Below are 14,380 nucleotides of genomic sequence, written 5' to 3'. Positions count from 1 at the left end.
ATAGATAATACATTTGCAAAAAAAGAATTAAATCATGACAACTCATCTCGCATTACTTCGTGGTATCAATGTTTCGGGTCATAGTATGATCAAAATGGAAGCGTTAAAAACGACTCTAGAAGCCATTGGTTTTCAAAATGTGCAAACGTATATTCAATCGGGAAATGTTTTCGTAGACGCTGAGGAGGAAAATCCTGCAGCTGTTGGTTTTAAAATAAAGCAGGAAATTTTCAAGGCTTTTGGTCATGAAGTACCTGTTGTAGTTATTGGTTCTGCCGATTTAGAAGCGTGTTTCAAGAATAATCCTTTCTTGAAGGAAAAAGACATTGATACTAAGAAGTTATATGTGGCTTTTATTTCGACCACTTTGCAAAGCACCAGTATGAATGATTTGAAAATTAGTCAATTTAAGCCGGACGAAGCCAGTATTGATGGCAGCAGGATTTTTATTAAATACGCTGTTGGAGCAGGGAAAACAAGGTTCGATCAAAAATACATTGAGAAAAAACTGAATGTTACCGCAACAATCCGCAATTGGAATACGGTGACTCAACTGCTGAAAATGTACGAGGAAAGATAATAAGACTTTAAAGTCTAGTTTAACCGCTAATTTGCTAATTTTTAAATGTTATCATCCATTTGAAATTTGCGAATTAGCGGTATTTTTTTAAAGTCAAAACATGGATGTTTCAGAATCTATTTTTAACTTTTTTAACTTTAGAAAAAAATAATTATAATTTGACGCAACCTTTTGCAAGAAGTAGCATCTAAGAATATATGTAAAATCTGATCCATGAAAAAACGAATTATTCTTGTTGCTTTCCTTACAATTTTTAGTTCTTGTTCAAAGGATGATGCTGTAACAATGGATAGCACTGGTTATTACGGAAAATGGAATTTGGTTGCGATGAAGGGTAGTTTACAAAATTCAGGAACTACAGGCGCAGCAATGGCTTGGCAAGAATTTTATTTATTCAACACCAACGGAACTTTTACAAAATCCAGAGAAGAAAATTCAATAAAAACAACACTTTCGGGTACTTATACGACCACAACTCAATCTGACGGAATATTTTTTGAATTAACATATCCCAATGACAGCGAAATTATAGGCAGCTGTTATGGAAACCAAAAAGAAGTTCTGTTTTTAAATGCCAATAATTCTTTGTCCAGTACTTGGAATTATTGTGATGGTCCCGGATTAAAATATAAAAAGTAAATTATAAGTGCTTATTGTAAAACATTTTTCATAAAATTTAGTTTTGGTTAATTTTAGAATGATGAAGCACTTTTGCTAAAGAGTAGTCAGAAGTTGAAAAACTTTTGGTGCTCTTTTTCTATTATTAATCAAATAGTAGGATTAGTCTTTTCAATAAAAAAGTAGTTGGTACGAACAAAAAAATTTATATTTACGTACTAATTAATGCTATCAAAATCTTTTATTTATTTTGCAAAACCCTAAAATGTAGCGCTATGAATTTAAAACTTTCTTTTGTTTTTACTGTCTTTTTTGTTTGTGTTTCCATAGCGCAAAACGGAAATCCAAATGATCATTTGTCGGCTCAATTCCATAAAGAGCGTAGAGAAGCCTTGCGTGCTAAAATGCCTCAGAATAGTGTGGCGGTGTTTTTTGGAAATCCTATTCGGAACAGAGCCAATGATGTGGATTTTATCTACCATCAAGATCCCGATTTTTATTATTTGACAGGATATAAAGAACCTAATTCAGTTCTGGTAATTTTTTCGAACAATCAAACCAATAAAGATGGAAAATCATTCAATGAATTGCTTTATGTTCAAGAGAAAAATCCAAGAGCAGAGCAATGGACAGGAGTGCGTTTAGGAACGGAAGGCGCCAAAAAAGAGTTGGGTTTTGAAAATGCTTTCAATGGGTTAGCGTTTTTAAATTCAGGGATTGATTATGCCAGTTTTGACACTGTTTTCTTTAAAGAATTTGAAGAAGATACCCGTAATTCGAAAAATGAAAAAGCAGATTTATACAAGTTAATTGGAGCTTTCAAATCCCAAATCGGCTACAACGAAAAAGTGAAATCTCAAATGGATTCGAATGTGCAAAATGAAATTAATGCTAAAAAAAGCATCACTTCAAAAAAAGCTACGATAAATACCAAATCGATTTTGACTTATATGGCAAGTTTGCGTGAGAAAAAAACCAAAGAAGAGTTGGTTCTATTGACTAAAGCGGTTCGGATTTCGGCAATGGGTCAACGAGAAATTATGAAAGCAATGCATCCTGGAATGTCTGAAACGGAAATTCAAGGAATTCATGAATTTGTATACAAAAAGTACGGCAGCGAGTTTGAAGGTTATCCATCAATCGTGGGTGCAGGGAATAACGGTTGCGTGTTACATTATATTGAAAACAGCAAAATGAAAGTCGAAAATGAATTGGTTTTAATGGATTTAGGTGCTGAATATCATGGCTATACAGCTGATGTAACTCGAACAATTCCTGCTAACGGAAAATTTTCCACCGAGCAAAAACTGATTTATGATTTAGTTTATGAAGCCCAAGAAGCAGGAATTACTGCTGTGAAAATTGGAAATAGTTTCAATGCTCCTGATGTTGCGGCACGTAAAATAATCAGTGCCGGTTTAGTGAAACTAGGAATTGTAAAAACAGAACAAGAATCCCGAAAATATTTTCCGCACGGAACCTCGCATCACATTGGGTTAGATGTTCACGATCCGGGTTTATATAATGCTTTTGAAGCCGATATGGTAGTTACTGTTGAGCCGGGAATTTACATTCCTATAGGTAGTGATTGCGATAAAAAATGGTGGGGAATTGCGGTACGAATTGAAGATGATATTTTGATTACTACAAATGGACCCGTAAACTTATCTGCGGAAGCACCAAGGAAATCAAATGAAATTGAAGCCCTTATGAATGAAAAAAGTGTTTTGGATACTTTTTCTGTACCAAGTTTAGATTAGTAATTTCTTTAAGATTCTATAAAAATGAAACTCCGTTGTCTTATGATTTCGGAGTTTTTTGCTTAAATTATTTTCCAACCAAATCACAATACCAAAATCCAAAATCGAAGGCATCAGAAGCGCTGGTATCGCAAGCGGTATCGGATGAATCTTCTTTTTCGGGTTTTTCATATTTTCGATACACAATTTCACCAATTTCAAAATCAATTGGTTTCGAGAAAACAGGACCATCATAAGTAAAGGTATGGAATTCACCGTTTTCGCCACAAACATCTACATTTTCAGGTAAATCATTGATAAAATCTTTGTCGATAACGCGACCAACAAAGCTTTTATCTAAAAATCGTTCATTTACACAAACTACAATCGTTTTGAATCCTAAACTGATAAATTCTTGAATTAGTTCGTGAGTTGGGATCTTCCAAAGCGGAAAAATTCCTTCAAAACCTATTTCGGCTAATTTATCTTCACGGTATTTACGCAGATCTTCGAGGAAGATATCACCAAAAATAGAATACGTTACACCTTGTTTTTTTAGTTTAGCCAATGTTTCGCGCATCACATTTTCATAGACTTCCATCGTAGGCATTTCGGGAATTTGCATGATTTCAAGTGGTAATCCAATGCTTTCGGCCTGTTGTTGCAATAATTCTACTCGTACGCCGTGCATCGAAATACGTTGATACTGTTGGTTTACACTGGTGAGTAAACAGGTAATTTCAATTTCTGGATTTTGTAGGGTTTTATATAAGGCCAGCGCAGAATCTTTTCCACTGCTCCAATTAAATAAGGCTTTCTTTTTCAATGTAATTTTCTTGTAATTTTCTGGAGGTAAACTTACAAAATTAGTCGGATTAGTTTGGGAAACCTTTGTAACTTTGGAAATCGCAGTTTTAACCTTTGAAATTCATGAAATACCTTTTTCTCTTAATATCTGCCATCACTTTTGCGCAACAAACTAAATCTGTCGATTTTAAATCGGTTGGTGGACAGATAACAATTAATTCTAAGGCTAAATCTGTTAGCGGAGCAGTCAGTTATTGGTTTAATGTTTTAAAAGAAGCAGATACCATTAAAATTGACGCGCAAAATATGGATTTTTCTGAAGTAGAATTAAATCAGAAAAAAATTCAATTTACTACAAATGGAAAGCAAATTCTATTGATTTCACATTTCAAAAAAGGAAAAAATAATGTTAGTTTTAATTATGTTGCCAAACCAAAGCAAGCCTTATATTTTGTTGGTTCTGAAGAAAAAGATAATGTGCAAATCTGGACGCAGGGGCAAGGAAAAAACACCAGCAATTGGCTGCCAAGTTTTGATGATGTCAATGAGAAAATGATTTTTAGTTTGGAAATAGTAGTTGATTCAAAATATCAAGTAATTTCTAACGGAATTTTAAAAAGTAAGGTTAATAATGATACAATGACCTATTGGAGATTCAACATGCAAAAACCAATGAGTTCTTATTTATTGATGCTTGCTATTGGTAAATTTAAAAAAATCAGCCAAAAATCAAATTCAGGAATTCCTTTAGAAATGTATTTGGAAACAAAAGATGCAACTAAATTTGAACCAACCTATCGTGATTCTAAAAGAATGTTTGATTTTTTAGAAAAGGAAATAGGAGTAAAGTATCCTTGGGGAATTTACAAACAAGCGCCTGTTCGGGATTTCTTGTATGCCGGAATGGAAAACACATCGGCAACACTTTTCAACACACGTTATGTGGTCGATTCTACAGGTTTTGAGGACAGAAGTTACACGAATGTCAATGCACATGAATTAGCGCATCAGTGGTTTGGGAATTTAGTCACTGCCGAAAGCGGAAAACACCATTGGTTGCAGGAAGGTTTCGCAACCTATTATGCGTTGCTGGCCGAAAAGGAAATCTATGGTGAAGATTATTTTTATTCCAAATTATACGAAACGGCTCAACAACTGAAATTTGCTTCCCGAACAGATACCATTCCTGTTTTGAATGCCAAAGCCAGTTCGTTGACTTTTTATCAAAAAGGAGCTTGGGCACTTTTTGTTTTACAGAAAGAAATAGGAGATAAGGCGTTTAAAAAAGCGGTATCAAACTATTTGAAAAAACATGCATTTCAGAATGTGAATACCCCAGATTTCTTTGCTGAAATCAAAAAAGTATCAAGATATGATTTGGATAGTTTTAGTAAAGTATGGCTTGAAACTACCGTTTTCAATACACAACAAGCCAATAGTTTATTGCTTAAAAATAAATCAATTCAAATATTGTTTGAAGTAGAAAAATTAAAAAACAAACCGTTGTCAGAGAAAAGAGATTTTCTGGAAAAAACAATGCAATCTGACGTTTATTTTTCGGTAAAAGAATCTATTCTGAATCAATTGAAAAATGAAAAATGGGAAGATAAAAAGAGTTTTTTTATTTTAGCTTTAGAAACTAAAAATATACAATTACGCCAAAATGTTGCTGCAGCATTGAATGAAATTCCAGAGAGTTTCAGAACGCATTATGAAACTTTATTAGAGGATAAATCATATCAAACACAAGAACTGGCGCTGTATAATTTATGGAATAATTTTCCAGAGCAACGCAGTCAGTATTTGGATAAATCAAAAAATTGGATAGGTTTCAATGATTATAATTTGCGAACCTTATGGCTGACTTTAGCACTTTCGACACCAAATTACCCTCTTGACAAGCAAGCTTTAGAAACCGAATTAATACAATATTCATCCATAAATTATGAGGCGAATACCAGACAAAATGCTTTAGAGAAATTACTCGCTTTCAAAATGATAAATAACGTTGTTTTGAAAAATCTCGTAAATGCTACCACGCATCACATGTGGCAATTCACTAAATTTGGTAGAGATAACTTAAGAAAATTATTGATAAACCCGGAAATGAGAGTTTCTTTGGAAAGAATAGTTCCTGATTTAAATGAAGCGGAACAGTTTCAATTGAATCGGTTGTTGAAGGAATAAGTCAGAATCAACAGGGATTTAAAAACGCAAATTCACTAATTTCAAACGATTATTTATGTTGAAATTAGTGAATTTGATTATTTTCATTGCTTTAGAATGTTTTACCACAATTGCCCCACTTCGTTTTTAATGTAGGCTAATGCAGCATTGCTAGGTGATTGTTTTTCCATCAAATCACTTATAACTACTTCACGCAATTTATCGGCATTGTCAACACGATCACTCATATTCGCTTTTCGAATCATTTGGATTGTAGCATTTTTTGCCGTGACAATAATTGTCCAACATTCATCTGTCATGTATATTTGTTGGGTTAAATTGTGTTCAAATTCTTGTTCGATATGCGCAATTATCATGTTTTCGTAATCGTTTTTATCGTTAGAAATCGGTGCAATCCGAATCAATAATTTAGTAGGATTAATGCGTTCCATGTATAATGACATACGCTCATAAGCTTGTAAGCGCAATGGTAAAGCATTTTTTTGAGCTTCTTTGTTTAGTAAATAACGACGTCTTCCTTCTTCGTTTTTGGTATGGAGATCAAAAAAATAATAGGCAACAAGACCCGTGACAATTGCCGGTAACGTATAACTTAGTAATTCTATAATTTTTGTAGTATCCATGTTTTGATGAAATTTATAAAAGCAAAAATATACTTTTTTGACTATAAATCAATTTCATTTTAATAGCAATAAATCAATACTAATAGTATTTTTGCCAATCACTACGAGAAAACTAAAAATAATAGTTTAAATGGAAACCTACATATTAGTTTTACTTTGTTTGGCTGCTTTTGCGGCAGGATTTATTGACGCAATTGTTGGTGGAGGCGGATTGATACAAACTCCCATGGGTTTGATTTTATTGCCTAATCTTCCTGTTTCAACCGTAATTGGTACCCTGAAAGTTCCTGCTTTTAGTGGGACATCTTTTGCAGCGTATCAGTATCTTAAAAAAGTGGATATGAACTGGAGATTGCTTGCTATCATGATGCTTTTGGCATTTCCTTCGGCATTTTTAGGCTCTACTTTGTTGACATATGTGAGCAATGATTTCATGAAACCGTTATTACTGGTTGTTCTTTCTTTTTTAGTGATTTATACCTACGCCAAGAAAAATTTTGGACAACATATTGAAAAAAATCATTCCTCAAGAACTCAAATTTGGAATGCGATTGCAATCAGTTTCATAGTTGGTTTATATGATGGATTTATTGGACCGGGAACCGGAAGTTTTTTAGTTGTGGCTTTTATTGCCATTATGGGATTCGATTTTTTGCACGCTTCAGCAAATGCTAAAATGGTGAATCTGTCGACTAATTTTGGTTCCATTTGTCTTTTTATTTTAAAAGGCAAAATAATTTGGGCTGTTGCATTGCCTATGGCTGTCAGTAATGCTTTAGGTGGTTGGATTGGGGCTAAACTGGCCATCAATAAAGGAAATAGTTTTATCCGAATTTTCTTTTTGGTCGTGGTTGTAGGGACTTTAATCCGTTTTGGATACGATGTCTTTTTTAAAGTTTAGCAACTTTTCTAATGGCTTTGTAGCAAGTAAATTTTTGGTTAAATCAGAACTCATTATGATTGTAATTTAAACCTGTTTTCTAAATCTTAAATTCTTATTTTTGCATAATAAATTTAAATTTCTCCATGCATAAATATATCGATCAACTCAACGAAGCCCAACGTGAACCTGTTCTTCAAAAAGACGGGCCAATGATTATCATTGCTGGTGCGGGCTCCGGGAAAACGCGTGTGTTGACTATAAGAATTGCTTACTTGATGAATCAGGGCGTTGATGCCTTCAATATTTTATCGCTTACGTTTACCAATAAAGCGGCACGGGAAATGAAAACCCGAATCTCTCAAATTGTTGGGGCAAGTGAGGCCAAAAACCTTTGGATGGGGACATTTCACTCAGTTTTTGCCAGAATTTTACGTTCCGAAGCAGATCATTTGGGATATCCTTCGAATTTTACGATTTATGACTCCCAGGATTCTTTGCGTTGTATCTCGGGGATTATCAAAGAAATGCAATTGGACAGAGATGTGTATAAACCAAAACAGGTTTTAAGCAGAATTTCCAGTTATAAAAATAGCTTGATTACCGTAAAAGCCTATTTTAATAATCCTGAATTACAAGAAGCGGATGCAATGGCTAAGAAGCCAAGATTGGGAGAAATTTATCAAAATTATGTTGATAAATGCTTTAAATCAGGCGCGATGGATTTTGATGATTTGTTGTTGAAAACCAATGAATTATTGACTCGTTTTCCAGAAGTTTTGGCTAAATATCAAAACCGTTTTCGTTATATTTTGGTAGATGAGTACCAAGATACAAACCACTCTCAATATTTGATTGTCCGTGCTTTATCAGATAAATTTCAGAATATTTGTGTGGTGGGTGATGATGCGCAAAGTATTTATGCGTTTCGTGGTGCGAATATCAATAACATTTTGAATTTTCAGAAAGATTATGAAGGCGTGAAAACCTTTAGACTGGAACAAAATTACCGTTCGACAAAAAACATAGTAGAAGCAGCAAATACCATTATCGATAAGAATAAGGTAAAGCTAGATAAAATAGTTTGGACTGCGAATGATTTTGGTCCAAAAATAAAAGTGCACCGCAGCATGACCGATGCCGAGGAAGGGCGTTTTGTAGCCAGCACTATTTTCGAACAAAAAATGCAAAACCAGCTTAGTAACGGTTCTTTTGCAATTTTATATCGTACCAATGCGCAATCCCGTGCGATGGAAGATGCGCTTAGAAAAAGAGATATTCCGTATCGCATTTATGGTGGTTTATCATTTTATCAAAGGAAAGAAATTAAGGATGTATTGTGTTACTTACGATTGGTTATCAATCCAAAAGATGAAGAAGCTTTGGTGCGTGTAATCAATTATCCAGCTCGTGGAATTGGAGATACAACAGTCGAGAAACTTACGATTGCTGCCAATCACTACAAACGTTCTATCTGGGAAGTGATGCAAAATATTGATAAAATTGACTTAAAACTGAATTCGGGAACCAAACAAAAATTGCAAGATTTTGTAACGATGATTCAGAGTTTTCAGGTTATTGATCAAAATCAAGATGCGTTTTATATCACCGATCACGTTGCTAAAAAAACCGGATTAGTACAAGAATTAAAGAAAGATGCTACTCCGGAAGGAATGGCAAAGATTCAAAATATAGAGGAATTACTTAACGGTATTAAAGATTTTACCGAAGGTCAAAAAGAAATTGATGGTGCTCGTGGCGCCTTGTCTGAGTTTATGGAAGATGTGGCTTTAGCAACAGATTTGGATAAAGACACCAGTGATGAAGACCGCGTGGCATTAATGACGATTCACCTGGCAAAAGGATTGGAATTCCCTCATGTTTTTGTGGTGGGAATGGAAGAAGATTTGTTCCCGAGTGCAATGAGTATGAGTACGAGAAGTGAACTCGAAGAAGAGCGTCGTTTGTTCTATGTGGCTTTGACGCGTGCGGAGCATCAGGCGTATTTGACGTATGCACAATCGCGTTACCGTTGGGGGAAATTGACTGATAGTGAACCTTCCAGATTTATTGAGGAAATTGATGCACAGTATTTAGAATATCTAACTCCGGCTGAGTCAAATTATAGGTATAAACCAATGATTGACAGTGATATTTTTGGAGATGTAGATAAATCCAAATTGCGTCTGGCAAAACCAGCTAATGGGACGCCACCGACCAAATATAGTTCAGATAATGAACCCAAATCGGATATAAATATTCGTAAATTGAAACCTGTTAGCAGTAACGCTGCAGCTAGCGGGAGTGCAAATTTGTTTGATAATAAATTAGTAGCCGGAAATATTGTAATGCACGAACGTTTTGGTAAAGGCGAAGTTTTGAACCTTGAAGGAGTGGGAGCAGATAAAAAAGCCGAAATCAAATTTGAGGTTGGTGGAATAAAGAAATTATTGTTACGCTTTGCAAAACTGGATATTATTGGATAAAAAAGTTTAAAGTTGTTGAAGAACTGTAGAACCTGAAACTTTAAATCTAAAACTTTAAACTAAAAAAAATGGCTCAATTTATAAAAATATACGAAGACAAACCTAATGAAGCGGCAATTGCCAAAGTAGTGAAGGTTTTAAAAGACGGTGGGTTAGTTATTTATCCAACCGATACCGTTTATGGTTTGGGATGTGATATTACCAATACCAAAGCTTTGGAACGAATTGCAAAGATTAAAGGGATAAAGCTGGAAAAAGCTAATTTTTCCTTTATTTGTCACGATTTGAGTAATATATCTGATTATGTAAGACAGATTGACACAGCTACTTTTAAACTATTAAAAAGAGCTTTGCCTGGACCTTATACGTTTATTTTACCTGGAAATAATAATTTGCCTAAGGAATTCAAAAAGAAAACTACTGTCGGAATTAGGGTTCCAGATAATGCCATAGCATTAGAAATTGTGAAGTTACTAGGGAATCCAATAGTTTCCACTTCCATTCACGATGAAGATGATGTGATTGAATATACGACTGATCCGGAACTCATATTTGAGAAATGGCAAAACCTTGTCGATATGGTTATTGATGGCGGTTATGGTGATAATATGGGATCAACGATTATTGATTTATCGGGAGATGAACCTATTGTGGTTAGAGAAGGTAAGGGAAGTTTGGATATATTGTAAAATTTAAATCTTTGGCAAAATATTTGCTTCTATTATATAAATTTTTATATTTACCTAGAATTTACATTGCATTAACTACAAAATCATAGCATGTTATTCTTAATTATATTTAATTGGTTGTTAAAGAACAATTGAGGATACATAAAGGCAGGTCTTACGACCTGCTTTTTTTGTTACTATATTGGTCGAGTTTAAATAATTGTATAATTTAAAAAAAAAATAAGCATAAAAAACGCCTCAATTTTGAGGCGTTTATTTTTGAATATAAAGAAAAAATTATGGTCTTTGTTTTTTCATCTCTTTTTCAATCATTTCATAAAACTGATCGATTTTAGGTAAAACAACAATACGAGTTCTTCTGTTACGAGCTCTATTTTCAGCTGAATCATTAGCTACTAAAGGAATGTATGAACTTCTTCCTGCTGCAATCAATTGCTCTGGTTTAACACCTAATTGAGTTGTTAATACACGAATGATAGAAGTAGAACGTTTCACACTTAAATCCCAGTTGTCTAATAAAATACCTGAACCATTATAAGGAACATTATCAGTATGACCTTCAACCATACATTCAAAATCTGGTTTATCATTTACTACTTTAGCCACTTTTGCTAAAACACCTTTTGCCTTATCAGTTACATCGTAACTTCCCGTTTTAAACAACAATTTATCAGCAATAGATATAAATACAACTCCTTTTTCAACATTTATTTCGATATCTGGATCAGAGATTCCTACAGCGCTTTTCAAACTAGTAACTACAGCAAGTGTTACGCTGTCTTTCTTAGTTAAAGCATCTTGCATTCTGCTGATTTTTAAATCTTTCTCTTTGATAGATTCTAAAGCTTTTTCAATATTTTCTGCTCCTTTTGTAGACAAGATAGTCATGTCTTTAGAAGTGCTTATTAATCCTTGGTTTTGTTCTTTTAAAAGAGACGCTGTAGCAGAAAGTGCTGCTTTTTCTTCTAAACAAGCATTTAATTTTACTGTTGCAGTATTTAACAAGTCTTGAGTTTCTTTATTTCTAGCTTCTAAATCAGTGTATTTCTTTTTAGAAACACATGAAGTCAATAGTGCTAATACAGATAAGGCAATTACTATTTTTTTCATAAATGGTATTAATTTAATTAAATGTTAAAGACAAAGTTACTTTTTTATATTTGTTTTGTTCTAAATAAATCGTTAAAAACAACGATTTTCTTAATAAAATAGATGTAAACGATACTTTTTGTGTGATAGTATTTTTGTTCTTGAAATTTTGTTCTTTTTTTATAATGAACTAAAAATAGTTTATAAAAAGAAAAATGTGCTTTCAATATTGCTACAAAATGATTGAATTTTCCTTTCATAAGAAATTGTATTCCAGCAATTCCATCCAGAACCATTCTGCCTAAAAGAATTGGATACAATTTATTTTTAGGAAGGTTTTTTGTCAGCATCAATAAGGAGTTTCTAAAATTCAAAAACGTTTTCTTCGGATTTCCTTGTTGTAAAGTAGCTCCGCCTACGTGATACACAACTGATTCTGAAATATATTTTATTTTATATCCTTTATTAATGGCACGCCAACACAAATCAATTTCTTCTTGGTGTGCAAAAAAAACATCATCAAAACCCTTTAATTCTTTATAAACGGCGCTTCTAATAAAAAAACAAGCTCCGGTTGCCCAAAATATTTCGCAGTTATCATCGTACTGTCCGTTATCTTTTTCTAAAGTGTCAAAAATACGACCACGACAATATGGATATCCGTATTGATCTATAAAACCACCGGCAGCACCAGCATATTCAAAGTATTCTTTATTTTTGAAATCCAGTATTTTAGGTTGAATTATAGCGGTTTTTGGTTCATTTTCGAACGTTTTAAGAATGGGTTGTAACCAATTCTCAGTCACTTCAATATCAGAGTTTATTAACGCATATAAATCAGCCTCAATATGCTTTAAAGCTTGGTTGTATCCGTCTGCAAATCCTAAATTAGTATCGTTGTTTACAATTTTAACTGTAGGAAAAAAAGCTTTCACATAAGAAACAGAATCATCTGTAGAAGCATTATCTGCTACATAAACTGTGGCTTCCGGAGAATATTTTAGCACTGAAGGCAAAAAATTTTCTAACAATAAAATTCCATTCCAATTCAGGATGACAACAGCTATTTTCATTTAGATTATTTGATTATACAATTTTATACATTGGCAATTCAGGGAGGAATTGATATTTTTCATTTTCAAAATCCATTTGACAAAAGTAATGATTCAATCCATTGGTTACCATCAAAAATTCGGACTTCATTGTCATATTGTACCTTGCAATTTGGTCGAAAGTTGTTTGTGCAATTTTTACTTCAGGTGCTTTGCATTCAATTAAAATGAAAATAGAACCATCAGAATTGAAAACCACGACATCGTATCTTTTGCGTAAGCCATTGACTTTTAAAACTTTCTCTACATTAATCAATGATTTTGGGTATTTTTTTTCTTCCAATAAAAATTGGACTACATGCTGACGAACCCATTCTTCGGGAGTAAGAATGATAAATTTTTTCCTGATTTCATCAAAAATGGAGACTTTATTTTCGCTATTTTTGAAACGAAAATTATAAAGCTGAAAATTTAGTTTTTGCATAAAGCAAAAGTATTAAATAAGTTTAAAATTTAGGGTTTAAAAGTTTCATTCGAAGCAACAAACTTTAAACTTCAAACTTTAAACAAAAAAGAATGGACGAGGTCATAAAAATTGTAAATGATATAAAAAGCGGGAACATTAAACCAATCTATTTTTTGATGGGTGAAGAACCATATTATATTGACAAACTTTCAGATTATATTGAGGAAAAAGTGTTGTCTGAAGAAGAAAAAGGCTTCAATCAAACCGTTTTATACGGAAGAGATGTTTCTATAGAAGATATCATTTCGACTGCAAAACGCTATCCAATGATGGCGGAACGTCAAGTGGTTATTGTTAAAGAAGCCCAAGATTTAATCAGAACCATAGATAAACTGGAAAGTTACGCTGAAAACCCAATGGCAACAACAGTTTTAGTTTTTTGTTATAAATACAAAACGCTTGATAAACGTAAAAAAGTAACCAAACTGTTAGCCAAAAACGGTATCGTTTATGAAAGCAAGAAACTATATGAAAACCAGGTAGGAGAGTGGATTAAGCGCGTTTTATCCGGTAAAAAATATTCGATTGAGCCTAAAGCAAATGCCATGTTGGTAGAATTTCTTGGGACAGATTTAAGTAAAATAAACAATGAATTAGAAAAATTACAAATCATTCTTCCGGTTGGAAGCACTATAACTCCCAAACACATCGAGGAAAATATAGGTTTCAGTAAGGATTTTAATGTATTTGAATTGCGAAAAGCTCTTGGCGAACGCAACCAATTAAAAGCTTATACCATTGCTGAAAACTTTGCTCAAAATCCAAAAGACAATCCAATGGTGGTAACTACAAGTCTGGTTTTTGGTTTTTTTATCCAATTACTGAAATACCACGGTTTGAAAGACAGAAATCTAAAAAATGTATCGGCTGTATTAGGCGTAAATCCATTTTTTTTGAAAGAATATGATGTGGCTTTGAAAAACTATCCAATGAAAAAAGTAAGTCAAATTGTAGGTGCTTTAAGAGATATTGATGTAAAAAGTAAAGGAGTTGGCGCAAATGCAATGTCTCAATCTGATTTGTTACGAGAAATGCTTTATAAAATATTTAATTAAAGGACAAAAATTTCCGATATTTGCACTCCCGTTCCGACGATTCGGAATT

13 protein-coding genes are annotated in these 14,380 nt (G+C 33.3%); 8 read left to right on the top strand and 5 right to left on the bottom strand.

Going from position 1 to position 14,380, the window contains the following annotated elements; all coding sequences use genetic code 11:
• Positions 1-34 precede the first annotated feature (34 nt).
• The 3 genes from ACXX80_RS13120 to ACXX80_RS13110 all read left to right on the top strand — a co-directional run bounded on the left by ACXX80_RS13120 (position 35) and on the right by ACXX80_RS13110 (position 2,958).
• Complete coding sequence (locus tag ACXX80_RS13120; RefSeq protein ID WP_458553583.1) at positions 35-580, top strand: DUF1697 domain-containing protein; 546 nt, start codon at positions 35-37, stop codon at positions 578-580.
• A 213-nt stretch (positions 581-793) separates the two neighbouring features.
• Positions 794-1,219: a hypothetical protein gene (locus ACXX80_RS13115; protein ID WP_458553582.1), complete on the top strand. Its 426-nt coding sequence runs from the start codon at positions 794-796 to the stop codon at positions 1,217-1,219.
• Positions 1,220-1,473: 254 nt separating this feature from the next.
• The gene (locus ACXX80_RS13110) at positions 1,474-2,958 is read left to right on the top strand and encodes an aminopeptidase P N-terminal domain-containing protein (protein ID WP_458553581.1); all 1,485 of its coding nucleotides are present in this window, start codon (positions 1,474-1,476) and stop codon (positions 2,956-2,958) included.
• 67 nt (positions 2,959-3,025) lie between these two features.
• Here ACXX80_RS13110 and ACXX80_RS13105 read toward each other — a convergent pair whose 3' ends face one another.
• The gene (locus ACXX80_RS13105; protein ID WP_458553580.1) at positions 3,026-3,763 is read right to left on the bottom strand and encodes a Dph6-related ATP pyrophosphatase; all 738 of its coding nucleotides are present in this window, start codon (positions 3,761-3,763) and stop codon (positions 3,026-3,028) included.
• Between the two features lie 104 nt (positions 3,764-3,867).
• On the opposite strand from ACXX80_RS13105, the gene ACXX80_RS13100 reads away from it, so the two are divergent.
• A complete protein-coding gene (locus ACXX80_RS13100; protein ID WP_458553579.1) occupies positions 3,868-5,931 on the top strand; it encodes a M1 family metallopeptidase in 2,064 nt (687 codons plus the stop codon).
• 101 nt (positions 5,932-6,032) lie between these two features.
• Here ACXX80_RS13100 and ACXX80_RS13095 read toward each other — a convergent pair whose 3' ends face one another.
• A complete protein-coding gene (locus ACXX80_RS13095; RefSeq protein WP_458553578.1) occupies positions 6,033-6,554 on the bottom strand; it encodes a DUF7935 family protein in 522 nt (173 codons plus the stop codon).
• Positions 6,555-6,684: 130 nt separating this feature from the next.
• Here ACXX80_RS13095 and ACXX80_RS13090 point away from each other — a divergent pair, with 130 nt between their 5' ends.
• The 3 genes from ACXX80_RS13090 to ACXX80_RS13080 all read left to right on the top strand — a co-directional run bounded on the left by ACXX80_RS13090 (position 6,685) and on the right by ACXX80_RS13080 (position 10,609).
• Positions 6,685-7,455, top strand: coding sequence for a sulfite exporter TauE/SafE family protein (locus ACXX80_RS13090; RefSeq protein ID WP_458553577.1), 771 nt, complete (start codon positions 6,685-6,687; stop codon positions 7,453-7,455).
• Between the two features lie 125 nt (positions 7,456-7,580).
• On the top strand, positions 7,581-9,920 hold the full coding sequence (locus ACXX80_RS13085) for an ATP-dependent helicase (protein ID WP_458553576.1): 2,340 nt from the start codon (positions 7,581-7,583) through the stop codon (positions 9,918-9,920).
• A 68-nt stretch (positions 9,921-9,988) separates the two neighbouring features.
• Entirely contained in the window at positions 9,989-10,609 is a 621-nt protein-coding gene (locus tag ACXX80_RS13080) for an L-threonylcarbamoyladenylate synthase (RefSeq protein WP_417952525.1), read from the top strand.
• A 276-nt stretch (positions 10,610-10,885) separates the two neighbouring features.
• Here the strand turns inward: ACXX80_RS13080 and ACXX80_RS13075 are convergent, their stop codons facing one another.
• From ACXX80_RS13075 to ACXX80_RS13065, 3 genes are read right to left on the bottom strand one after another with little or no spacing between them, the layout of a single operon-like run.
• Entirely contained in the window at positions 10,886-11,719 is an 834-nt protein-coding gene (locus ACXX80_RS13075; RefSeq protein WP_315211794.1) for an OmpA/MotB family protein, read from the bottom strand.
• Positions 11,720-11,763: 44 nt separating this feature from the next.
• Positions 11,764-12,771, bottom strand: coding sequence for a glycosyltransferase family 2 protein (locus tag ACXX80_RS13070; RefSeq protein WP_458553575.1), 1,008 nt, complete (start codon positions 12,769-12,771; stop codon positions 11,764-11,766).
• Between the two features lie 13 nt (positions 12,772-12,784).
• The gene (locus ACXX80_RS13065) at positions 12,785-13,234 is read right to left on the bottom strand and encodes a type I restriction enzyme HsdR N-terminal domain-containing protein (protein ID WP_282717738.1); all 450 of its coding nucleotides are present in this window, start codon (positions 13,232-13,234) and stop codon (positions 12,785-12,787) included.
• A 92-nt stretch (positions 13,235-13,326) separates the two neighbouring features.
• Here ACXX80_RS13065 and holA point away from each other — a divergent pair, with 92 nt between their 5' ends.
• Entirely contained in the window at positions 13,327-14,331 is a 1,005-nt protein-coding gene (holA, locus tag ACXX80_RS13060; protein ID WP_458553574.1) for a DNA polymerase III subunit delta, read from the top strand.
• Positions 14,332-14,380 lie beyond the last annotated feature (49 nt).

Source organism: Flavobacterium sp. GNP002 (assembly GCF_054343795.1).
The sequence above is the reverse complement of the archived record's forward strand: the minus strand, read 5'-3'. Positions and strand labels throughout refer to the sequence as shown.